Origin of the sequence: Undibacterium sp. TJN25, from assembly GCF_049339885.1 — a bacterium.
Lineage (GTDB): Bacteria > Pseudomonadota > Gammaproteobacteria > Burkholderiales > Burkholderiaceae_D > Undibacterium.
In genome coordinates, this window is the sequence record NZ_JBMPPM010000008.1 from 16,208 (window position 1) to 37,379 (window position 21,172).

Here is a 21,172-nt window from a genome sequence, read left to right on the forward strand (position 1 = left end):
ATATAGGAGCGCTTTGGACGGCCGTCCCGCCAGCGACGACGCCAGTCGCGCAGTGATAGGCGCCTCAAGCAAGTGCCTTCGACTATAACTATTGTCTCGATAGCTATGATGGACAAGGGGGGTAACTGAGCGTGATTTGGACAATCGTGCCTGCATAGTTATGTAAAGTTATCGGAATTGCAGCTTTTTTAGCAGAAATATGATATGTTTGATGCAACAATGCAGCGCTTCTTGTTGTTGAGGCGTATCACTAACAGTCTGCGAAGGCAATATGAAGAACCTTATTTCAATCCATTTTGATGGTCCAATTGCAGCTAAGCACGCGGTACAACTTCGAACGTTCAGCAAGACCCTTGGCCATGTTCAAACTGCAATTGATCGAGCGTATCTGGATATTAAGTACGGCAATGTCTGGAAGAACGCGAGGTTGAAAGACGAAGACTACACGCACACAGATTTTTTGCTTCAACAAACACGTGAAGGCGGTTTTATTGCGGATTTGCTGGGAGATAAAGATAGCGGCGACGTGGTGACACGAATTTATAATGCTGTTCTGCCGGCCTATGAGCAGGCTCAAGCTGTTGTCGTACCTGATCAACCGAAATTGGTTGACCTGGCAGAGCAGCGTAGCCGTCACTATAAAAGCGGTGCGCAGGAGCCGATTCCATACGCTGAACTAATCGATAATCCAGATCCGGGGCAGACACGCGCTTACGGCGACCGCTCAATCGTCAAAGAGTTCGACCAAATTGCCTCAGCAATTCGCGCTAGAGACGGTGACGGAAGTGTAGTCGAGGTTGATCTCTATGCGGGTAAAGCTTTCCCCAAGTTCGTTTTTAACTCGGACATTTCGGCGAAGTTCCACAACGTTGTTTCCATCAGAGCCTTGGGAGACCCAGTGCAACTGTCGATCACGCTGCGTGGCCTCGATTCGGGTAATGGCGGCACATCCAAGGCAAAGGCCATGAACTTGCTCTCGAAGAAGGAGTTCAATCTTCACATTCATACCGACCGAGGATTCGGCAGTTTGCGGAAGTATTTAAAAAAACGCAATCCACCGCCTTTCACTATTGTTGCATGTCCTGTTCTCGAATACGGTGCGTTTGATCCTCTCGCAGGGGATATGTATTTTATTGCTATCGTCGCTGATGAGAAGAACAGTGTTCCTGAGGTCGAGGAGTGATTCTTCCAGATGCTGCAGTAGGGTCAATTATTGCTGCTGCAATTGCTGGGCTTGTTGTGTTCATCTCAACCGTTCTGACGAAGGAGCAGAAAACTTCTGAATTCCGGCAAGTCTGGATCGATGAAATTCGAAAGGATGTTGCTCAATACATCTCAGGGATTAGTGAAGTTGTTGCGTTGCATAAGTTCAAGATGGGTGATCAAGAAGCATATAAGAAATTCTTGGACGATAACTTTAAGACCATTCATGAACTTCAGACTATCGAACACCGAATCATCTTGCGACTGAATCCGAAGGAACACGAAAAATTAGTCCTTCAAGTAAGGTTATTTCGAAAAAAGATGCTTAAGGCGCACCAGCAATCTGATTCAGCTGAGCAAGAGGAACAATTGACGAAGCAGCTTCTAGATTCAACAAAGGAAGTTCTCTCTTTCGAATGGAAGCGAGTTAAGGGCGGTGAGCCAACCTTTAAAAGGGTGAAATGGGGCGCATTTGGTGCGTTGGTCTGTCTGTTGGTGACTTTGGCTGTTGCGTTGTTCGTTGTACAGCCAAAAAGCACAGTGGAAGATTCTAAGACCCAGCAAAGTACTCAACAATTGCTACAGTATTTTGCTGCCCCAGATGCTCCTCAAACGAGCAAGCGAGTCGTTCGCCAGATACAAAACAACTCGATAAAAATCGAAATGCCGGTTGTCAAAGATTGCGCCGATAAGTCTCAATGCGCCCAGGACTGAGAATATCAAGACCCCCTGGATGGGCGTCGTTTAATGTGTAAGAGCCCGGACTTGAACTGACAACAACTGTCAGATGAGTTAGAGTCTTCATAGACCGCCACCGGTCAAGTGCGGATGCGGTTCAATAACGCAACACATGGAAACTCACGATCGTGATCAACATATCGGAACGAAAAGCGAGCCTTGACAATAACTATTGTCTGATCCTGACATCTAATAGCGTTGAAAAGGCGGCTGTCAAAAGCGTCACGACCAACGCCCAAGAAGCGTTCATTGGTCAAGGTAATTCGGGCGCCTATTTGGGCCTTATCGGAGACTCATTAGTCTTACACCTATCGGGGGAGTCGGGAACGTCCCGGGATCAGTCGATCGGTAGAATCGCGACGACGTTTCTTCGCTCTCAATCGATGCCTCGACCACGGCTTGTCTTGCTCGTAGGGTTTTGTTGGCGCAACCCTGAGACGACGCCGGACAACGTCTTGATTGTTAGTTCACAGGTGCACTGCGTCAACGTTTTGCACGCGACCAAGGGCGCATTTCAGCCACAAGAAATTGTGCGAGGCAGTCCGCTGTCCATTGATGAGTTGAAAGCCGCACGCTTGCTCGAATGCCTGCACTCGGTTTCGGGTAGTGTGCGTGTTGGCCCTATTGCCAGCGCGGAAACACTTTATAAGGAAGACCAATTGCGCTCTCAGCTCGTCGCCACGCATCCGGCTATTCTCGGTGGAGAAATGGAGGCCTTCGCATTTCTTGACTCAAGCTTCCTATGGCTTGTCCTGAAAGCCGGCTCGGATGCAGGAGGGGTAGATTTTGACAGGAATCGGCAAGCAGAGGCTGCCGCGAGAGCTGCGGGTGCGATACGACCGCTCATCGCCGAGTTAGAGGCCGGCGGCACGATTGGCAAAGAGGAGTCACTAAAAAATGCGTCCGTCAGGGATTTGATTGAGGGCGATGTGATTGAGTTCGATGCCCGGCGCTACCGTACCGAGCAGCTCAATGAGGTGCTCGAGATGAGAATTGGTCCTAACATTGAATACAAGCTACGGCGATACCTAGCACCAAGTGGGTATGATCCGCAGTTCTTGCGCCATAGCGTCAACGCCCTTCTCGAATTGGCTCAAAACGCCGTCAAACACGGGGGCGCCAATTCTGTTCAGTTCGAATTTGCGAATGCTTGCATTCATATGCAGGACGACGGCGATGCATTTGATCCACGATTGCTCACCGCTGGCGGACGCGGCGGTGCAAGGGCATTCCGCACTCTCATGGAGTATCACTCCTCCGAACAGATCATTTTCAAATTCGTGCCGGGCGAACAAGGCCGGGGAAACACTTATTCGTTCGAATTGCCGCAAGTGGATGCTTCTCTCGACCACGCGCGTCGCGTGTGTCAGATCCGGATACTTGACGACGTCATCGGAATGGCGCACGGACGTCCGGTACTGTTCAATTTCGATAGCAGCTGCACCATGCTCTACCTAGATACAACTCCGATTCGTATGAGCTCGAGAAAATATACGCTTGCAGGGGAAGTGAAAAGGCTGGTCGATGAAGGAAAGCAAATCTATGTGGGTTGTGCGAGTGAGGAAGATGTAAATTTATTTAAGGAAGAGTTGAGGGATTGCGTAGGATCAGGAGTGACAGTATTTATCGACACTCAGCTTTTCGGTCCCAATTCCCGGCAGTGAATAAATAGATTCCGGCCAGATCTCCGTTGCGGCATCAGCATGGCTGCGCATTTACTACGGGGCCGCTTTGGGGGGGGGCGGATTCAATCAGTGGTCGTTTGACACTTCGTGTTAGTCAAGTTCGAGTTAGTATAGGTTCGGCTATTTGAGCTTATAGCTGGCGATCCGCGTTCAATTTCCGGCGGGCCAAAACCAGGCCTAGCACACCTAGGGCAAACAAGACGGCAGTTCCCGGCCCCGGCACGTCAACGGCAATAGCCGTATGCGCCAAGACCGCATCTCTCGCGTCGAGTACAGTTAGTTGGAATTGAGTGTTGCTGGAGTCAAATACATCAAACGCAATGAGGTTCCCTCTGTTTTTCGTCTTCCACAGGCAATTCTTATGCAGCCAGTTTTTCCTGATTCTGCTCACTGATCCAACGATTTAAAAACTGGATCGGTGATTTGTAACTGAAGGTCAAATGTTGCCGCTTGCGATTGTAAACCACTTCAATGAATTCAACGCTGGCTGCACATTTCAGCCAGCGTAAATCGATTGGTCTGCGCGTCGATCCAGGCGTGCTTCACAGAGCATCCTTTGCGAAGTACACCGCTGCTTATAATTCATTCTCCCGCTTTAGCTGGGCATTCGCGGATGTAGCCTCGACAATTCCATGGCTTCCGGCGTCACGACTTTGTTGCCGGCGCCAGTCAACTTGCTGGCGTCAGCGGCCTTAATCCAGTTGTGCACAGTCTGGTCGTCCACACAAGCTCCTTTGCGGTGGCGGGGGTGGATTCACTTGCCTTGACCTGTTTTATATCCAGTTCCTTGAACTCTGTTGAGTATGCACTTCTTGAAATCTTCATTTCTTGCCCTTCCAAAGTAACGTCAGTTTTACGTTACCTGTGGAAGACTAAATTTAAGGGAAAGCTCATTATCTGTATGTATGTTGTTTGAGGTTCCTTATAGGCCAGCTCATGGCACGCAGAAAGCCCGTATTCACTTGGCCGATCTATCATCATATATAATTTGGCTTATGCCAAAAGACTATAAAACCGTTGAGCAGTATGTGCTAAATCTCCTGAGAAAGGATATCCTGAGCGGTCGGTATCAACCTGGCGACAGGTTGAGGCAGGATGAAGTCGCGAAGCGATTTGAAGTGAGCACAACGCCGGTAAGGGAGGCGTTTCGGGATCTTCGTTCTGAAGGACTGGTGCTCATCGATACCAATAAAGGCGTTATCGTCAAAGGCTTGACGATAAAAGACCTTGCCGAAATATACGAGATTCGAATCTCACTAGAACCTCTGCTCGCAAAAAAATCAGTTGCGACGATTTCTGCAGATGCCTTGATGGAAGCCCAGGCCGTTCATCGTGAGATGTGCGCTTCTACAGACCCGCATCGATGGGCGGCACTGAATAAAGATTTCCATATCAATTTGATGAAGAGTGAAAAAGACTCTCGTTTATACGATATGGTTAAAAATTTATTGGTCATCGCCGAGCCCTATGTCTCCTTGTCCATTTTTGTGCATCCCCAAATTCTTGAAACCGATAATCTCGAGCACAGTGAAATTCTGGAAGGCTACGAGCAAAGAAACGGCAAAAAAGTAGAGAAGGTAGTCAAGCTGCATCTCGAACATACTTTGTCGGCGATTCAAAATGCCGTAGATGAAGATAGCCTGCGTATGATGAGCAAGAATTTTTCGTGATATGCGCGCTGTGCTGATAGGGCACCGTGCAAATATAGCCTGCGACAATACCTTAACGAGAGAAACGTCAAAGAAAACGGGCTGTACAAAAGTCATTTGATGGGGGCTGAAATATCGGGGGAGTTCTCCCTCTGCCCCGCGAGTGAGAGCTTCTTATACCATGATGAAAATACCGGGTTTTAGTGATGTTCCATAGAACCCGGAAATCTTCTTCAACTTACTTGCACCCCATACTTGGCGAATTCAATCATTGAATTGCGCGTCAGGGCAGGCGAGCCTGGGCAAGGTGCCTGATAACCACTGCCCGAGCATAATCAGTTCGCCGTCTTCGTTGCCACGGCCAATCAGCTGAACTCCGAGGGGAAGCAGTGTGGATGATAGCCCCGACGGAATCGTCAATGCGGGCAAGCCGAGAAATGTCCAGGGTGCGCAAAAGGCGGCATCGCCGGTTTTGGATAGTCCCATTGGAGCGCTGGTGGGAGAAGTAATTGAAATGATGGCATCCAATCCGTCCAGAGGCCGGTCTCTTTCCATCCGCAAATTGGCGATTAAGGCCCGAAGGTCATCGTAGTCCGCTTTGGGAACTTTCTCTCCTTCTTTAATCAGTTCGCGCGTCCATGGCCCGGCCTTCTCCAGTTCGCCCTTGATATCCTCATAAAGATTTTGCTTTACTTCATAAGCCATGATTTTATTCGTGGCCGTAATGATTTCGCGGATGTCGAGGCTTAGGCTGACATCAACGCACTGAATGCCGTTGGCCTCAATCAGACGCACCACTGCGTCAAAGTTATCTTTAACATCGGCATCGACATGGCTCCATAACGATGAGCGGTATATTCCCAGCTTCTTCGGCTTCCTTGTCTGATGGAAATCCAATTTTTGGGAATTATCTGCAACCGTGCCACTCTTTACAATTAATTGGTGAGCCGCCGCCGCCCAATAGCAACTTGACGTAATAAAACCAAGGTGGTCTAGCGTGGGTGAGACAAAGCGTGTGCCCTCTCTGAGGATTGCGCCATACGTCGGTTTATATCCGACTGCCCCGCAATATGAAGAGGGTCGGATAATGGAGCCGACTGTTTGTGTACCGATCGCGATGTCTACAATGCCGGCGCCCACTGCCGCTGCGGAGCCGCTAGACGATCCTCCCGGGCTGTAGGCGGCGTTCCAGGGATTGACAGTTAGTCCGGGGTCTCGCCAGGCGAACTCGGTAGTCACTGTTTTTCCAAAGATGATTGCTCCGGCTTCACGCAGCCTTTGAACAATCCAGGCATCTTTTTTCGGTCGATGACCTTCGAAGATCTTTGAGCCATATGCAGTCGGCATGTCTGCGGTATCAATCAGATCTTTAACCGCCACAGGTACGCCAGAAAGTGCAGTTTCGCCGGCCGTCGCATCGTTTGAATAGCTGGACGGGCGATAGCTGAACGCCTTTAGGCGGCCCTCCAGGCGGTCTGCCGCTGCGATTGCCGATTCAAGGCGCGTTGTCGCGGATAAGAGGCTAGCTTCGTTGAGATGTTGTGTGGGCATAATTTGGTTGCTGCTTAATTCGGGGGAATGGCGAGCTCCGCATACAGGATGCGGAGCCTTCGGTGGGCGACCTGGATAAATCTGTATTCAGGCAAGAGTGAGTGCGAAAAAGCGAAGCTTAGCGATTCAGCTTTTCTGCAAAACTGTTGTCGACGGCGCTTTCGTACGTCACTTCACCTGGTTTGACGTTTCCGATATACAAATGAAGATCCAGGTTATTCTGGAATGATAGTCGGGAAATGGCGGGGTTCGGCGGATAAACATTTTGACTGATCATCCGCTTTACAGCATTGCTGACAACGGTTTCATTTAACGTCGGGAATTCTTTTTGCCCTATCCGAATTGCAGTTTCTGGCGATGCTCGCATGAGCGCTTCCGCTTCTCCTATAGCGGCAACGAAACTTTGAACCATCTTCGGTTTGTTTTTAATCGTGGATTTCAGGGTATCGATGGTGGAGAACGCATATTGGCCACTATATTGTTTACCGAATTCATGAACAATTTTATATCCACTTGCAAGTGCCTGATCCACCTGCGGCTGATACAAAACGGCTGCCGCCGCACGCCCCGCGCTAACTGGCGACAGCTCAGTGCCGATCTGGACAGTATTCAATTTTACGTTTGACAAGCCCTTGTCTTTAAGTAGCCTCTGCAGCATGTAGGTACTGGTTGAAGGCGGAAGTGCCACCGCTATCGTTTGATCTTTAAGATCGTCAATTGACTTGATGGGTGAGTTTTCAGGCGCCACCATCCAAACGGGTGCGCCGGCCACAATCGTCGCTACATTGAGCAGGCTGGCTCCTTTCAAGTTAGCCATTACCGCAGTCATGGGGTCTTGCAAGGAGAAATCGGCATGTCCGCCGATAACAGCTGCAACTCCCTGCGCACCACTACCGGCAGTCACCTTTTGCACATCCAGGCCATGCTTGGCAAAAATCCCTTGATCCAGTGCCACATACAGCGGCAGATATTGTATCGATTGAAATGCTTGGTAGACGACCACTTTTTCGGCGGCATGCGCTGGTGCGATAGCACTTGCTGCCATGACTGACGAGGCAATAAGTCTACGAATATGTTTCATTACTCGGCTTTCCATGAGACTACCCTTTCTTCCGTTAATTTAACTACCCAGGTGAGGACTGCTGCCATTAAGGTCAAAACAATGACCCCTAGCCAAACGCTATTGAGATCGAACAAGGATCCTGAGACAAATACGAAATGTCCCAGCCCATTCTCCGAGGCGATGAATTCACCGACCACCGCGCCAATCAATGCAAAGCCGATGTTGATTCGGAGAATTGAGAATATCCAAGGGACGGAGGCGGGGACAATCAGTTTTTTGAAAATCATGATTCGCCTTGCTTTGAACGATTTGAATAGATTGAGTAGATCCGGGTCGACCTCCTTCGCCGCGGCGCAAGAGGAAATCATGGCGACTGCAAATGTTGAAATAATGGCCAGCCATATTTTTGAGACCATACCCGACCCGAACCAGATAATGATGAGAGGCCCGAGCGCGATTTTCGGAACGCTGTTCAGCAAAATGGAGAACTGCTCTGCGACGTCAGACGCTTTTGGATAAAACCATAGCGCCAATCCCAGCGCAATGCCGAGACCACTACCTATTAATAAGCCCAATATGGTCTCTGCCAATGTTACCCACGTGTCGGAAAGTAACTGCCCCTTCGTCAGTGCGATAACGCCCACTTCAAAAATGCCAAGCGGTGAACCTAATAACTGGCCGTTAATCCAATGTGCCTGTGCCGCCACCTGCCAAAAGATGATCAATGCAACCAGGATGGAAGCAACGATGGCGGCTGAATTATTTGTAGTTTTCATTTGTATTCCTATTACTTAAGACACGGCATGCGTGACGTCGCTGCCTCGCAGAGCATCCCATACGCGTGAGTGATATCTATGGAACTCGGGTGCCCCACGTGCGGTGATTGCGTCTCTTTCGCCCGGGACGGTAAGCACAATTTTTTCCTGCAGGCTTATTCGCGCTGGGCGGCCTCCCAACACCACGATTCGATCGCTCATTGCGATTGCTTCGTCAATATCATGAGTGACCAGAATGACGCTCGTGCCTTCTGTTTTCGTGAGTGTGATTACATCGTTTTCCAGCATGAGACGCGTTTCGTAATCCAGAGCGGAGAACGGTTCATCAAGAAGAACGATCGTAGGATTGGTTAACAGGGTACGGGTGAGGGCAACGCGTTGTTTCATACCGCCGGATAAGGAACGTGGATATGCGTTAGCGACTGACTCAAGACCGTATCGCGCCAGCATCGCTTTCGCTTTTGTCCTGTCCGCTTCTGTAACCTGACGATGTAGTTCGATGCCTAAAAGGGCATTTTCCAAAATGGTTCGCCATGGGAGTAGAAGATCCTTTTGAAGCATATAGGCGAGACTTCCAGCCGAACCGTCAGCACGGGGCCCAAGAGAAATGTGGCCGGACGTGGGGTTGAGCAATCCGGAAATCAGATTGAATAGCGTGCTTTTGCCAGAGCCGCTCCGCCCCACAACGGCGACAATTTCCGAAGGGCCGACGCTAAAGCACAGATCTCGAAAAATTCGAATCTCCTCATTGGTCGCTGTAACAAAAGCATGGCTGAGATTAGTAACTTCAAGTCGGTTCTCCAACGTTCACTCCCGGTTATTTCGCTTGTGGCGGATGTATCTAACAAGGTCAGCAGGTAACTGGTGTGACCAGCTTAACTACAGATTATGCATAATGCATAATCCGTTAAAGCAGAATCCATGCCTAGATAATTACGTTGAGGAATGAAGATCAAGGCACTACTTTCGTTAAAAATAATTTCTTTTTAATAATAATGTCCCTGCAAATGTGCGTAGGCGCACCATTAAATTGATGGCATATAGGGCATTGGATATGTCACCTTTAAACTTCGATAAGGTCGAGACTAAGGAAATGTGGTTCGGCCGCGTAAATACGGTTCCGCCTCAGATCGGACCGGCGCGCCAGGTATCGATTTCGACGCAAGCGATGTGCCAAGCTGAGTTGGCTTCGGGTGCACGCCAACATATCTCAAAGCTAATGGCTTAAAACGCGCAGTGAATGTCCCAAAAACATCGTTACCAGCGCGCTACTGAAAACCCATCAAAGGTAAGCTAATACGCACTGGCTAGACGATACGTGCGTTGTTAAGCATGCGTCTCTGACGAGCTCGTCGGTACGACGACATCAAAGCCAAACAACTAACTTTGGAATAATTCATGAACACCTCAAAAAAGACCGGCGGCGTTACCGGTTTGTCGCAAGGCATCGGTGCTGGAATAGTGAAGGCATTGCGGAGCTTTAGCATCGCGTTGTTGCGGCTGCGCGTCCGGTCAAGCCGTCGGGTTCGGCGCCCTTCATCACCGAAGGCATTTTGCACGGTGATGACGGTCGGAGTGCCAGGGGCCAAGGCGCACTGACAAAACTCGCCGGCAAAGGCGGTGGGCAATTTTTATATGCCTCGCAGTGGGTTGCGAGGCAGTCGACGCGAACGCTTTACGTATTTCGCATGCCGCATCCGGCATTCTCAACCATCTCTTAATACCCTGGCGCCACGCACGTATGTTCAGTGTGCAAGGTGCTAAATCCAAAGAAAAACAGGCATGTCTCAAACCGAATCCTCAAACACAAAAAAAGAACTTTTCGCCCGTCTTATCCCTTTGCTGAAAGAGATCAAGGATATGACTGCGGGCCCTGAGACAGAGCAGTGGCTGAATACTAAGTATGGTGTTGCAAGTGGCTTGTACAAGGATCTGGCGCGGCTGATTACCCTTGCCGTGCAGGAGGGCTGGGGCGCGGACACTGAAATCGCGGGCCCGCGCTACCTTCGCGCACAGCTTGCAGTGCCCAGCGCGGAGACTTTCTTTTTCAGCGTCACGGCAGTGGTGATGGACAGCACGGACAATGCGCAGAACAATCCCGAGGGCAGCTTTCGCGGCAACTATCACCTGCATCCGTATGGCGAGTTCAACCTGGCGGTGCCGCTCAATGAAGGTGCTGCGCTCGCCGGTCCGGGAGGCTGGTGTCATGGCGGCTGGACGGCGCCGGGCCCCGGGAGCCATCACTTTCCGGAGGCCAAGGGCGGCACTGTCATCTCGCTTACGTTTTTGCCTGCAGGACGGATATCATTCGACGCCAAACCGCCTCAGCATTGAAATGATGGGCGTAGCCTTATAATGGATAAACCGGCGACGGAGCGCTTTCTGCACTCCGTCTGCCGATAGGAAAAGCGCATTTACCGCGCACAGTGGCTGTCAGCACGGGTAAAAGCACAGCTTTTCCTCATTCCCTTGCCATCTCTCCCTCCGTCACGCGCCAGATACCCAGCGGATTATCATGCCGCAGCGCCTCAGGCAGCATTTCATCCGGAAAGCCCTGGTAGCACACCGGCCGCAGGAAGCGTTCGATGGCGCTCATGCCTACCGACGTGAACCTGCTGTCCGACGTAGCCGGGAAGGGGCCGCCGTGGATGGATGCATAGGAAACCTCTTGCGGATGGGCGAAGGCATTGATGACGATGCGGCCGGTGCGTCTTTCCAGCAGCGGCAGCAGGCGCATGGCCAGAGAATAGTCCGCCTGCTCGATCTGCATCGTTGCCGACAGCTGGCCGCGGAACTGGCGTGCGATTGCCAGCAGTTGCTCCACATCTGCGACCTTGACCAGCAGCGCGTTGGGGCCGAATACTTCTTCCGACAGCGACGGCTGTTCCAGCATGCTGGCGCCGTCCACTTCAAACAGCACTGCCTGGCCTTCCCACGCGCCTTCCGAGCCCGGGCCGGTGGCAATCTGCGTTGCGCCGGCCTGCTGCTGTCGGTGAAGGTTGTTGCGGTAGGCCTCGCAAATGCCGGGCGTAAGCATGGTGCGGGCGCGCATGGCCTTGACGCGCGCGGACATGGCTTCTTTCAAGTCATCGTAACCAGGGCCGTCCAGTGCGAGCAGGATGGCGGGCTTCAGGCAAGCCTGGCCTACCGTCACCAGCATCCTCTCAGCGAAGCCGTCGCCGATAGCATGTCCGCGTGCGGCAAGGGCGGCGGGTAGCACGAAAGTAGGGTTAACGCTGGTCATTTCAGTGAAGACGGGGATAGGGTCGGGTCGTCTCTGTGCGCGATGGAATAGGGCCATGCCGCCGGCTTCCGAGCCGGTAAAGGTCACGCCTTTGACCAAAGGGTGTTCGACCAGTGCTTCTCCTATGCCGTTGCCGGCGCCGCGCACCAGGGAAAACACACCTTCGTGCAAGCCGCTGGCGGCTACCGCCTGCTGTATGACCCTGCCCATCAGCTCGGATGCGCCCGGATGGCCGTTATGCGCCTTTAGTATCACGGGGCAGCCCGCGGCCAGCGCCGAGGCGGTATCGCCGCCTGCGACGGAGTACGAGATGGGGAAGTTGCTGGCGCCGAAGATGGCGACCGGGCCTATCGCTATCTTTTGCAGTCGGTGGTCCATCCGCGCGCGGGGTTGCCGCTCCGGCTGGGCCGGGTCTATCGTCGCCTGGCGGAAACGGCCCTGGCGCACCACAGTAGCAAACTGGCGAAACTGTATTGCCGCCTTGGCGGTTTCACCTTCCAGCTGCGCGACCGGCAGGCCGGTTTCCAGCGACGCGCGTTGCGCCAGCTGCGGCGCGATGGCGTCCAGGCCGTCTGCAATGCGCTCCAGAAAGGCAGCGCGCACGGCCAGGCTGGTGTTGTTGTAGCTGTCGAAGGCGTCGTCTGCCAGTTGGGCGGCGCGCTCCACTTCGGCCGCGCCGCCCAGCGCGAATGCCGGTTCTATTTCTGCGTTGCTGGCTGGGTTCAGCGCTTTCATCGTGCCTGCGCTGGCGGGTAGCTCCGCCGCGCCTATCAGCAGGTTTCCTGTGATCTCCATCATCATTTCTCCTCTTCCTGCAGGGTGGGGAAGCCTGCCAGCAATTCTGCCGTGGTCAGGATTTCATGTGCGAAAGTGGGGCCGTTCAATTCATGTGCGGCATGCATCATTTCCTTGCTGAACGCGGCGGTGGCATCGCGTACCAGCGTCACGTGGTAACCCAGTTCCATGGCAAAACGGCTGGTCGATTCTATGCAGGTATTGGCCAGCAGGCCGACCACAACGACATGCGTGATGCCGCGCTGCTTCAGGTGAAAATCCAGATCGGTGTTGGCAAAACCGCTTTGCGCCCAATGCTCCTTGATGACGACATCGCCGTCCTGCGGGGTAAAATCGGGGTGCCATTCACCGCCCCAGCTTCCTGCGGCAAAGGTATGGCGCTCCATGATCAGGCGCTGCGTGGGGTTGGGATGGTGCCAGTCCTTGTAATCGCCCGGTTGCCAGCGGCGGTGCGGCACGATGAATACCTGGATGCCGGCCTTGCGGGCTGCACCGACGGCGGCGCGCAGGTTGTCCAGCAGCTTGACTTCGGTGGCGACTTTTTCCAGCAGCGGAAACAGCTTGCCGCCGTGGGAAAGGAAATCGTTGTAAGGGTCAACCAGCAGCAGGCCGGTGCGCTCCGCGAGATAGTGTGGGGTGGTCATTTCGATACTCCAATCTGATTCTGAGAAAACGGGATTCATGAACGCAGCTCGGAGCCTTGCTGTTGCCTGGACGAACTGTGGCGGTACCGGATGTGCCGATACTGTTTTTTTAGATTAAACTATGAAAATCATAGTGTAAATGAAAATATGCGTTACTTCCTCATTTCCACGATTTGCAGGCATCTGCAAAAGGTGTTACTATGAAAATGATAGTAATTGGCTTGATAGGAGGGAATATCGTGGCACCTCGCCAGGAAACTGCAGATACCGTATGTCCTGTGGCGCGCTCGCTGGATATCGTGGGAGACCGCTGGACCGTATTGGTGCTGAGGGAACTCTTCATGGGAGCAACCCGCTTCGACGAAATCCAGATACAGACCGAGGCTACGCCGCAGATGCTGGCAACCCGGCTCAAGGCACTGGAAGCAGGCGGCCTGGTGGAGCGTCTTCCGTATCAGGAGAAGCCCTTGCGGCATGAATACAGGCTGACGCAGAAGGGACGGGAATTCTATCCGGTGATCCATGCAATGCGGGCCTGGGGAGAAACCTGGTGCAAGGAAGAGGATGAGGAAATTGCCGTGCGCTTTGTGCATCGCGCATGCGGACATGACGTCGGCCTCAGCAATGTCTGCCCCGGATGCGGCGCACCTGTCGAACGCAAGGATATGGATTCCACCGTCGGCCCCCGCTTTGCGCAGGAGCGGGCAGAGCGGCGCGCCGCTTTCAAGGACAGGCAGCAGCGCTAAGCACCAGCTCTGTTCGCTGTGGTAGTTACGCTGGCGCCTCGCTGCATACCATTTTAAACTGCGTCATAATCCTTCGTCTGCGAGTTCCGGTTGCAGCCGACCGCCCTCCGCGCGGGCGGCATCGCGATAGCGTTTAGGTGCCATGCCGGTCGTCCGCTTGAAGGCGTTGCTGAATGCGCTTTCGGACGTATAGCCCAGGGATGCCGCCAGCGCTGCCATTGTGGCGTTGCCGTCGCGCAGCGCGCGCTCGGCAAGGCGCATGCGCCAGTGGAACAGATAAGTCAGCGGAGGCACCCCGGCCGCGGTGCGGAAACGCAATGCAAATGTAGTGCGCGACATGGCAGCGGCGTTTGCCAGTTCTTCCAACTGCCACTGGTGGGCCGGGTCGCCATGCATCAGCCTGAGCGCGGGGGCCAGGCGCGCGTCTCCAAGCGTCCTCAGCCATCCTGCCGGAAGGGCATCTGCATCCGTCAGATAGGCGCGCAGCAACTGCACGAACATGAGCTGGGCCAGTTGCGCAGAGGCCGCATCCGCACCGGGAAATTCCGATGCTCCCTCGTGCACGAGCTGGTCCACTATCCATTGCAACACCTTGGCGCGGGCGGAGCTTGCCCGCACATGGATCAGCGGCGGCAACACGTCCGCCAGCAGTTCGCCGCTGAGGGCATCCAGCCGCACATGGCCGCCTATCAGGAAACTGCCGCTTCCATCGCCCAGCTGCGTGATCGTGCAGGCGCCTGGTGTGAATATCGCTGCCGATTCCACAGGCGCGGTTTCCAGGTCGCCGGCCAATATGAAGGGACCTTGCGCCGACAGCAGGAACACGTCCCCCGCTTCGACCAGCACAGGTGCACTTTCGCCGCCGGTGCTGAGCCAGCAATGCCCTTTTACCACTGCGAAGAACTTGATCTTGCCCTTGGGCCAGAAGCGGATTGCCCACGGGCCTCCCGTGGTGAAACCGCCCGAAACGACCGATTGGGCGTTCGCAAATTTAAGGATGTCTGAAAAAGGATCGGTCTGCATTTCCGTACTATCGCGCATATAAACCGGATTCACAAGCATTCATCGTGCGGCTGTTGCGGCATACACTGGCGCATCGCTTTTCAATTAGGAGATATGTCATGTCTGTGCTGCAACAATCCATCCATTCCGGCTTCGGCGCCGCGTCCACTGCTGCTGAAGTCAGCAAGGACCTTGATCTGTCCGGCAAGTTTGCCGTCGTCACCGGCGGCTATGCCGGCATAGGCCTGGAGACCACGCGCGCGCTGCATGCTGCCGGCGCGAAGATCATCGTTCCCGCCCGGGATATAGGAAAGGCCGGCCAGGCGCTGGCCGGTCTGCAAGGTGTAGAAATCCGTCCGATGGATCTGATGGAGCCGGCCTCGGTTGATGCCTTCGCGGCAAACCTGCTCGCCTCCGGCCAGCCTGTGCACATGCTGGTCAATAGCGCGGGCATCATGGCATGCCCGCTGGAGCGTGATGCGCGCGGCTACGAGTCGCAGTTTGCGACGAACCACCTGGGGCATTTCCAGCTTGCGGTGCGGCTGTGGCCGGCACTGCGCCGCGCGAACGGCGCGCGGGTAGTCTCGGTATCGTCATGGGGACACCGCCATTCGCCGGTTGTAATGGACGACCCGAATTTCGAGCGGCGCGACTATGACCGCTGGTCGGCTTACGGCCAGTCAAAAACGGCCAACATCCTGTTCGCGCTGGCGCTGGACCAGCGCGGCATGGCGGACGGTATAAGGGCCTTTGCCTTGCATCCGGGCGGCATCGTCGGCACCGACCTCAAGCGCTACCTGACGGATGAGGAGTTGCGCAAGGCAGGCGTCATTGACGAGGACGGCAACGCCATCCTGGATCCAGCCAGGAACCTGAAGACTGTCCAGCAAGGGGCTGCCACCAGCGTCTGGTGTGCAACCAGCCCTCAGCTTGCCGGCATGGGCGGCCTGTATTGCGAGAACTGCGATGTCGCGCCCTTGCTGTCTCCGGAGATGGAGGCAAGGCGGAATGATGAGGCTACCCGCCGGGTAGGATCTTTCTCCCTGGGAGTGATGCCGTACGCGGTGGATGCGGAGATGGCAGAAAGGCTATGGAGCCTGAGCGAACAGCTCACCGGCGCCAGGATCGCATAAGCGTATTCACGCAGTGCAGGCGCCGATTTGCTTCTGCGCTGTGGTCTACTGGGGCAATCCCGTCGCCGGCATCTCCCGCGCAAGTCTCTGCAGGAAAGCATCGCATTCGAAAACGCTCAGCGTGCGCCGTGTGCCATCCTCGGCGACGATATCGATGACCTCTTCCATTTCGCCGCGTAGGTCGGTGCTGGCGCTGTTGCGCGCCAGCTTGGGGGTAGGGAAGCGGTTGCTGTCGGCAATCGTCATGATGTCTTCTACCGCGTCCACCAACAGGCCGTAGCGCTCCTGCTCGCGTTCCACGATCAGGATCTTGGCCAGGGTGGCGTCCGGCAGCGGCGGCATGTTGTACAGCGCGCGCAGGTCGATGATGCTGATCATTTGCTGCCGCAGGTTCAGGATGCCGCGCATGAAGGCGGGCATGCCGGGAGGCATGACGACGGTGTGGGGAAAATCGATGATTTCGCGTATCTGCGTGATCTCCACCGCAAAGGTGCTTTCCAGCTGGAAGGTGATATACACCTTGCGCTGGGCTTTGCGCTTTACGCTCTCGGCCGATTGCGCTTTCTGGTTTTGCGCACCTTCCTGATCCGGGTACAGGTTGCTGTGGCCCTTGCGCATCTCGACAATTTCGGTCTGGGAAAAAATTTCATGGTGATTCAGGAAAATGATTTCGCCACCGCCAGGTTGGGAAATGCAGCCGCCGAACATGCCGGCGCGTGCCTTGCTCAGCAAGGGGATGGGCAGCAGCTCACTGGGGAAAAAGCTGACAATGCTGTCGACGGAATCAACCAAAAAGCCTATCGACGCATCGTCTATGCGTGCGAGGATGACGCGCTGGTCTGCGGTCGCCTGCTGCTCCGTGTGCGGCGCATTCAGCAAGGTGGCGAAATCGACCACGGCCACCGGGCTGCCGCGGAAATTCATCCTGCCCAGGCATAGCTTGCTGTTCAACACTGAGCTTTGCAGTTCGGGCACCCTGATGATTTCCTGGATGGCGCTCATCTCGAATGCAAACGATGCCGGCCCCACATGGAAGCTGACGCACTGGCGGCGCTGTGCCTGTGTCTTGTATTGCTGGCTGTGCTCTTTCTGGTTGGCGGCGCGCAGCGCGAGTACCTGCGGCACGTTTTCTATGCTGATCAGCGCTCCTGCATCGAGGATCTGCAGTAGCCGCGCCCCGTCTTCCAGCAGGATGGTGCCGGCAATGACGCCGCGCGCATTTTCTCCGGCATATTGCAGCATGCTACGCTGCTCGGGCCGCACGCGCAGTATCTCGCCGGTGGCATCGAACAGCATGCCGACCAGCACCTGCTCATAGTCGATGATCGCTATTACCTGGGTGTTATTGGCGCTGGGTGCTTCCGGTGAAAACAGGTGGGCCAGGTTCACGACCGGGATGACCGTGCCACGCAGGTTGAACATGCCTTCCAGGAAGGGCGGCGACAACGGCAGGACAGTCATCTTTTCAGGGAAATTCACCACTTCGCGTATGCAGCTGGCGGGAAGCGAAAATTCTTCCGTGCCGAGGAAGAAGGAGCCGAACAGCTCGGTGGCTGCCTTGGCGGAACCTGCCTGGGCTTTCGGGTCGTGCGTGGAAGCAGCCTTTGCGGCGTCCAGCATCCTGCCGGCCATGCGGTCCAATTCTGACGAGGGCGGGGCAGCAGCCGTTTCCGGCGTTTCAAGCACTTCCATGTCAATTCCTTCGCTGGGCAATTTCGCTGACGGAAAAACTCTGCTGTGCGCAATCGATCAGAATGCGCCGGCCGCAGCGGCCGCCGAGTTCGCAATAGCTGAGTCGCAGGCCGCATTCGCCCAGGTATTTTTTTGCCGCCACCGCATTCAGCATGCCCACCTGGAAGCGGGGCGAGCCGTTGTGCAGCATCTGCGCGCCGCCGGCCAGGATGACTTCTATATCCGGGTAATCTTCTTCCGTGGCCCGCATCAGCTTCAGCAGCGACGGCACTGCCTGGTTCACATAGCGCGCCCCAAGGCTGCAGATCTGTCCCGGCGCCTCCGGCAGCAGGCAATGTGCCAGGCCGCAGCGGCCGGCTTTTTTCCAGATGAAGCCGATGCCGACACAGGAGCCCAGTACCGCCTGCAGCAGATCGTAATGGGCGCCGATTTTGACTTCGCCCATGCCCACGTCCAGATGGTGGTATTCGATGATGTCGCTGCCTGTGCTGGTGATCATGCTGTTGCTCCATTCATCCGGTAAATCAGCGGCATTTCAAACTGGTAGCCCGTGCCCAGGTGACCGATGGAATCGGACTCGCCGACGACGAGCCGCGCATGCTGCTTCATGCTATGCCGCACGTTGCCCAATACCTTGGCCTGGTGTTCGGCGTCAAAATAGATCAGCACATTGCGCAGGAAGACAATGTCGAACTTTTTCATTGATTTCAACGGCGCCAGCAGGTTGTGCGGTGCGAAACCGACATACTGTTTCAATTCATCGTTAACCTTTGCCTTGATAGAGGCGGAGGAAGATGCAGCAGCGGTGAAATATTTGACGAACAGCTCCGGGTGCGACGCCTTGATGCGCTCCACCGAGCGCCCGCCATATTCGCCGAGCGCCGCCGTTGCCAGCATGTTCTGCGAAATATCGGTACCCAGTATCTGGTAACGGAAACCGCCGGACTTCAGCTGGAACTCATGGCACAGCATTGCGATCGAATATACTTCTTCGCCGCTGGCGGAAGCGGCAGACCAGATACGCAGGCATTCGCCAGGGTGCAGCGTCAGCCACTCTGGCAAGAATTGTTCGGAGAAAAATTTCCATACCTGCGCAGTGCGGAAAAATAGCGTGTCGTTGGTAGTGACCATGTCGATGAAGTAGGGCACCTCGGTATGGTCGCGTTCCAGCATCGCCAGGTAATCCTGGTAGCTGGCCAGTGACAGTGCCTGCAGCCGCGGGCGTAGTCTTCCTTCCAGCAGTACGCTTTTCTTTTCATTCATGGCGATGCCGGTGTGCTTGCGCACGAGCCCGATCAACGCCGCCAGCGTTGCTGCATTGAGTCCGCGTTCCTGTGTCATCGCCACCCCTGCACCCTGCCAGCCACCGCTACACGACGAAACCTGAAACCACTTTGTTCATGTTCCCGGCACGCTGGTTCAGGTCGTCGGTGGAGCGCGCGATGCTGTCGCAGCTGGCGGCGGATTTTTCCGCTTCCTCGGCGATATACTGGATCGCCGTGCTCACTTCTCGCGCAGTCAGCAATTGTTCGTTGGCCGCTCTGGAAATGTCGGAGATGGCCAGCGTGGTCTGTGCCACGCCTGATACGATCTTGTCGAAGGCATCGCTGGCCTGCCGGGAGATTTCGCTGCCGGTCGACACCCGCTTCACGGATTCGTTGATGAGTTTGGAGATTTCCTTGGTGGCCTGCGAAGAGCGTTCTGCCAGCTTGCGCACTTCATCCGCCACGACCGAGAAGCCCAGCCCATGTTCGCCCGCGCGTGCCGCTTCAATCGCGGCGTTGAAGGCCAGCATATTGGTCTGGCCGGCGATCTCGCTGATGACCTTGACGATTTCTCCTATGTCTTCCGAAGAGCGGTTGATCAGGTCCATCGCCTCTATCGATTTGGCGACGGCCTTTGCGCCTGCTTCGGCCTCCTGCTGCGTGGATTTCGCCAGGAAATCGGCGTTTGATGTGCTGTCTGCAATCGAGTTGATGGACGAGGTGAGGCCGTCTATCGACGCATTCATCTGTTCCACCGTAGCGCCTAGCGCCTGCGTGCCCAGCGCCACTTCACCCGAACGCTCGGCGATCTTGTTGGACGATTCCGCCAGGCCGCCGGCGGAACTGACCACGTCTCCGATAACAGCTCGCAGGTCATTGATCATCTTGCGTATGCCGTCTGCCAGCATGTCTATCGGCTCGGTGCCTTCCACCTTGATGTCGCAGGTCAGGTCGCCCTGGGCCGCCTTGCCGACTGATTCCAGCAACTGCTGCACCTTGCGGCTATCGGCATCGGTTTTGCTCCGGACGCTGTTTTCCATGGCCACCTGTTCTGAAATGTCGATCGCAAATTTGACAACCTTGTAGGGTTTGCCATTGAGGTCCAGGATGGGGTTGTAGGTCGCCTGTATCCATACTTCCCTGCCGTCGCTGCCAATGCGCTTGTAGCGGCCGCTGTCGAATTCGCCGCGGTTCAGCTTCTGCCAGAAGCGCTTGTATTCGGCGCTGGCGGCAAATTCGCGGTCCACAAACATCTTGTGGTGCTCGCCTTTGATGTCTTCCAGCGGGTAGCCCATGATATCCAGGAAATTGCTGTTCGCATCCAGCACCAGGCCGTTCATGTCGAATTCGATGACCGCTTGCGCCTTGTCGATGGCGTTGATCTTGCCCAGGTTTTCGGCGCTCTTCAGTTTCTCCGCCGTGACGTCGGTGGCGAATTTGATGACCTTGTAGGGTTTGCCCTTGGCGTCGATGATGGGGTTGTATGAAGCGCTGATCCAGACTTCCTGGCCTTGCTTGCCTATGCGCTTGTAGTCGCCCTGGTCGAACTCGCCGCGCGCCAGCGTAGCCCAGAACTGTTTATATTCCGACGATTTCACATATTCGGGCTCGCAAAAAATGGAGTGGTGCTTGCCGCGCACCTCATCCAGCGTATAGCCCAGCGTGTTGAGGAAATTTTCATTCGCATGCAAGATGGTGCCGTCCAGTTCAAATTCAATCAGCGCCTGCACGCGGTTCAGGGCGGTATTAATGGCTTGTAAATCCAGATCCTGGGCGTTGCCCACTTGGTTGGTCGCTTCCATGTCTTTTCCCTTGGCGTTTGGTGATGATGCTGATTATTGTCAGAAGGAATATTGTTCCTTTTGTACCTGCATGCTCTGGAGTGCTACACCTGGGGACGGATCTGTTTGCCTACCTGTTTTTCGTCGAAGGTGCGGGACCGGATGTAAAACCGAAAAGGCCGCGGACGCAAGCCGTTTAAATGCG

19 protein-coding genes are annotated in these 21,172 nt (G+C 54.8%); 8 read left to right on the forward strand and 11 right to left on the reverse strand.

From position 1 onward, the window contains the following. The first annotated feature begins 271 nt into the window (after window positions 1-271). The 4 genes from ACO0LO_RS19720 to ACO0LO_RS19735 all read left to right on the forward strand — a co-directional run bounded on the left by ACO0LO_RS19720 (window position 272) and on the right by ACO0LO_RS19735 (window position 5,296). Window positions 272-1,183 carry a hypothetical protein gene (locus ACO0LO_RS19720; RefSeq protein ID WP_422966582.1) on the forward strand — a complete coding sequence of 304 codons (912 nt, stop codon included), beginning with the start codon at window positions 272-274 and terminating at the stop codon, window positions 1,181-1,183. Continuing rightward, window positions 1,180-1,917 (forward strand): hypothetical protein, encoded by a 738-nt coding sequence (locus tag ACO0LO_RS19725; protein WP_422966584.1) that lies wholly within the window; start codon window positions 1,180-1,182, stop codon window positions 1,915-1,917. The genes ACO0LO_RS19720 and ACO0LO_RS19725 overlap by 4 nt, the downstream gene beginning before the upstream one ends. A gap of 152 nt (window positions 1,918-2,069) precedes the next feature. Continuing rightward, on the forward strand, window positions 2,070-3,605 hold the full coding sequence (locus ACO0LO_RS19730; protein ID WP_422966586.1) for a hypothetical protein: 1,536 nt from the start codon (window positions 2,070-2,072) through the stop codon (window positions 3,603-3,605). Between the two features lie 1,016 nt (window positions 3,606-4,621). Next, window positions 4,622-5,296, forward strand: a complete 675-nt coding sequence (locus ACO0LO_RS19735; protein WP_422966588.1) for a GntR family transcriptional regulator — start codon at window positions 4,622-4,624, stop codon at window positions 5,294-5,296. A gap of 243 nt (window positions 5,297-5,539) precedes the next feature. Here the strand turns inward: ACO0LO_RS19735 and ACO0LO_RS19740 are convergent, their stop codons facing one another. The 4 genes from ACO0LO_RS19740 to ACO0LO_RS19755 all read right to left on the reverse strand — a co-directional run bounded on the left by ACO0LO_RS19740 (window position 5,540) and on the right by ACO0LO_RS19755 (window position 9,469). Next, a complete protein-coding gene (locus tag ACO0LO_RS19740) occupies window positions 5,540-6,826 on the reverse strand; it encodes an amidase (RefSeq protein ID WP_422966590.1) in 1,287 nt (428 codons plus the stop codon). 118 nt (window positions 6,827-6,944) lie between these two features. Further along, complete coding sequence (locus ACO0LO_RS19745; RefSeq protein ID WP_422966592.1) at window positions 6,945-7,907, reverse strand: ABC transporter substrate-binding protein; 963 nt, start codon at window positions 7,905-7,907, stop codon at window positions 6,945-6,947. Beyond that, window positions 7,907-8,665 (reverse strand): ABC transporter permease, encoded by a 759-nt coding sequence (locus ACO0LO_RS19750; RefSeq protein WP_422966594.1) that lies wholly within the window; start codon window positions 8,663-8,665, stop codon window positions 7,907-7,909. The genes ACO0LO_RS19745 and ACO0LO_RS19750 overlap by 1 nt, the downstream gene beginning before the upstream one ends. Window positions 8,666-8,680: 15 nt before the next feature. Continuing rightward, complete coding sequence (locus ACO0LO_RS19755) at window positions 8,681-9,469, reverse strand: ABC transporter ATP-binding protein (protein WP_422966596.1); 789 nt, start codon at window positions 9,467-9,469, stop codon at window positions 8,681-8,683. 594 nt (window positions 9,470-10,063) lie between these two features. Here ACO0LO_RS19755 and ACO0LO_RS19760 point away from each other — a divergent pair. Together ACO0LO_RS19760 and ACO0LO_RS19765 are read left to right on the forward strand one after the other, a co-directional pair. Next, a complete protein-coding gene (locus tag ACO0LO_RS19760) occupies window positions 10,064-10,264 on the forward strand; it encodes a hypothetical protein (protein WP_422966598.1) in 201 nt (66 codons plus the stop codon). A gap of 183 nt (window positions 10,265-10,447) precedes the next feature. After that, complete coding sequence (locus ACO0LO_RS19765; RefSeq protein ID WP_422966599.1) at window positions 10,448-10,999, forward strand: DUF4863 family protein; 552 nt, start codon at window positions 10,448-10,450, stop codon at window positions 10,997-10,999. Window positions 11,000-11,126: 127 nt separating this feature from the next. Here ACO0LO_RS19765 and ACO0LO_RS19770 read toward each other — a convergent pair whose 3' ends face one another. Beyond that, a complete protein-coding gene (locus tag ACO0LO_RS19770; protein ID WP_422967039.1) occupies window positions 11,127-12,704 on the reverse strand; it encodes an aldehyde dehydrogenase (NADP(+)) in 1,578 nt (525 codons plus the stop codon). Window positions 12,705-12,706: 2 nt separating this feature from the next. Then, a complete protein-coding gene (locus ACO0LO_RS19775; RefSeq protein WP_422966601.1) occupies window positions 12,707-13,348 on the reverse strand; it encodes an isochorismatase family cysteine hydrolase in 642 nt (213 codons plus the stop codon). A 200-nt stretch (window positions 13,349-13,548) separates the two neighbouring features. On the opposite strand from ACO0LO_RS19775, the gene ACO0LO_RS19780 reads away from it, so the two are divergent. Continuing rightward, on the forward strand, window positions 13,549-14,094 hold the full coding sequence (locus ACO0LO_RS19780) for a winged helix-turn-helix transcriptional regulator (RefSeq protein WP_422966603.1): 546 nt from the start codon (window positions 13,549-13,551) through the stop codon (window positions 14,092-14,094). Between the two features lie 63 nt (window positions 14,095-14,157). On the opposite strand, the gene ACO0LO_RS19785 is transcribed toward ACO0LO_RS19780, so the two are convergent. Beyond that, a complete protein-coding gene (locus ACO0LO_RS19785) occupies window positions 14,158-15,135 on the reverse strand; it encodes an AraC family transcriptional regulator (protein WP_422966604.1) in 978 nt (325 codons plus the stop codon). A gap of 80 nt (window positions 15,136-15,215) precedes the next feature. Here ACO0LO_RS19785 and ACO0LO_RS19790 point away from each other — a divergent pair, with 80 nt between their 5' ends. After that, a complete protein-coding gene (locus ACO0LO_RS19790; protein WP_422966606.1) occupies window positions 15,216-16,229 on the forward strand; it encodes an oxidoreductase in 1,014 nt (337 codons plus the stop codon). A gap of 45 nt (window positions 16,230-16,274) precedes the next feature. On the opposite strand, the gene ACO0LO_RS19795 is transcribed toward ACO0LO_RS19790, so the two are convergent. From ACO0LO_RS19795 to ACO0LO_RS19810, 4 genes are read right to left on the reverse strand one after another with little or no spacing between them, the layout of a single operon-like run. Then, a complete protein-coding gene (locus tag ACO0LO_RS19795; protein ID WP_422966608.1) occupies window positions 16,275-17,921 on the reverse strand; it encodes a chemotaxis protein CheW in 1,647 nt (548 codons plus the stop codon). A gap of 1 nt (window position 17,922) precedes the next feature. Then, a complete protein-coding gene (locus tag ACO0LO_RS19800) occupies window positions 17,923-18,420 on the reverse strand; it encodes a chemotaxis protein CheD (protein ID WP_422966610.1) in 498 nt (165 codons plus the stop codon). Further along, window positions 18,417-19,262: a CheR family methyltransferase gene (locus ACO0LO_RS19805; protein ID WP_422966612.1), complete on the reverse strand. Its 846-nt coding sequence runs from the start codon at window positions 19,260-19,262 to the stop codon at window positions 18,417-18,419. The genes ACO0LO_RS19800 and ACO0LO_RS19805 overlap by 4 nt, the downstream gene beginning before the upstream one ends. Window positions 19,263-19,290: 28 nt before the next feature. Continuing rightward, on the reverse strand, window positions 19,291-20,988 hold the full coding sequence (locus ACO0LO_RS19810) for a methyl-accepting chemotaxis protein (protein WP_422966614.1): 1,698 nt from the start codon (window positions 20,986-20,988) through the stop codon (window positions 19,291-19,293). Between the last annotated feature and the right edge of the window lie 184 nt (window positions 20,989-21,172).

Excerpts from the sequence above, each read along its gene's own strand:
- ACO0LO_RS19720 (WP_422966582.1), top strand. The coding sequence starts at position 272 with ATGAAGAACCTTATTTCAATCCATTTTGATGGTCCAATTGCAGCTAAG.
- ACO0LO_RS19735 (WP_422966588.1), top strand. The coding sequence starts at position 4,622 with ATGCCAAAAGACTATAAAACCGTTGAGCAGTATGTGCTAAATCTCCTG.
- ACO0LO_RS19740 (WP_422966590.1), bottom strand. The coding sequence starts at position 6,826 with ATGCCCACACAACATCTCAACGAAGCTAGCCTCTTATCCGCGACAACG.
- ACO0LO_RS19745 (WP_422966592.1), bottom strand. The coding sequence starts at position 7,907 with ATGAAACATATTCGTAGACTTATTGCCTCGTCAGTCATGGCAGCAAGT.
- ACO0LO_RS19750 (WP_422966594.1), bottom strand. The coding sequence starts at position 8,665 with ATGAAAACTACAAATAATTCAGCCGCCATCGTTGCTTCCATCCTGGTT.
- ACO0LO_RS19760 (WP_422966598.1), top strand. The coding sequence starts at position 10,064 with ATGAACACCTCAAAAAAGACCGGCGGCGTTACCGGTTTGTCGCAAGGC.
- ACO0LO_RS19765 (WP_422966599.1), top strand. The coding sequence starts at position 10,448 with ATGTCTCAAACCGAATCCTCAAACACAAAAAAAGAACTTTTCGCCCGT.
- ACO0LO_RS19770 (WP_422967039.1), bottom strand. The coding sequence starts at position 12,704 with ATGGAGATCACAGGAAACCTGCTGATAGGCGCGGCGGAGCTACCCGCC.
- ACO0LO_RS19775 (WP_422966601.1), bottom strand. The coding sequence starts at position 13,348 with ATGACCACCCCACACTATCTCGCGGAGCGCACCGGCCTGCTGCTGGTT.
- ACO0LO_RS19780 (WP_422966603.1), top strand. The coding sequence starts at position 13,549 with ATGAAAATGATAGTAATTGGCTTGATAGGAGGGAATATCGTGGCACCT.
- ACO0LO_RS19785 (WP_422966604.1), bottom strand. The coding sequence starts at position 15,135 with ATGCGCGATAGTACGGAAATGCAGACCGATCCTTTTTCAGACATCCTT.
- ACO0LO_RS19790 (WP_422966606.1), top strand. The coding sequence starts at position 15,216 with ATGTCTGTGCTGCAACAATCCATCCATTCCGGCTTCGGCGCCGCGTCC.
- ACO0LO_RS19795 (WP_422966608.1), bottom strand. The coding sequence starts at position 17,921 with ATGGAAGTGCTTGAAACGCCGGAAACGGCTGCTGCCCCGCCCTCGTCA.
- ACO0LO_RS19800 (WP_422966610.1), bottom strand. The coding sequence starts at position 18,420 with ATGATCACCAGCACAGGCAGCGACATCATCGAATACCACCATCTGGAC.
- ACO0LO_RS19805 (WP_422966612.1), bottom strand. The coding sequence starts at position 19,262 with ATGACACAGGAACGCGGACTCAATGCAGCAACGCTGGCGGCGTTGATC.
- ACO0LO_RS19810 (WP_422966614.1), bottom strand. The coding sequence starts at position 20,988 with ATGGAAGCGACCAACCAAGTGGGCAACGCCCAGGATCTGGATTTACAA.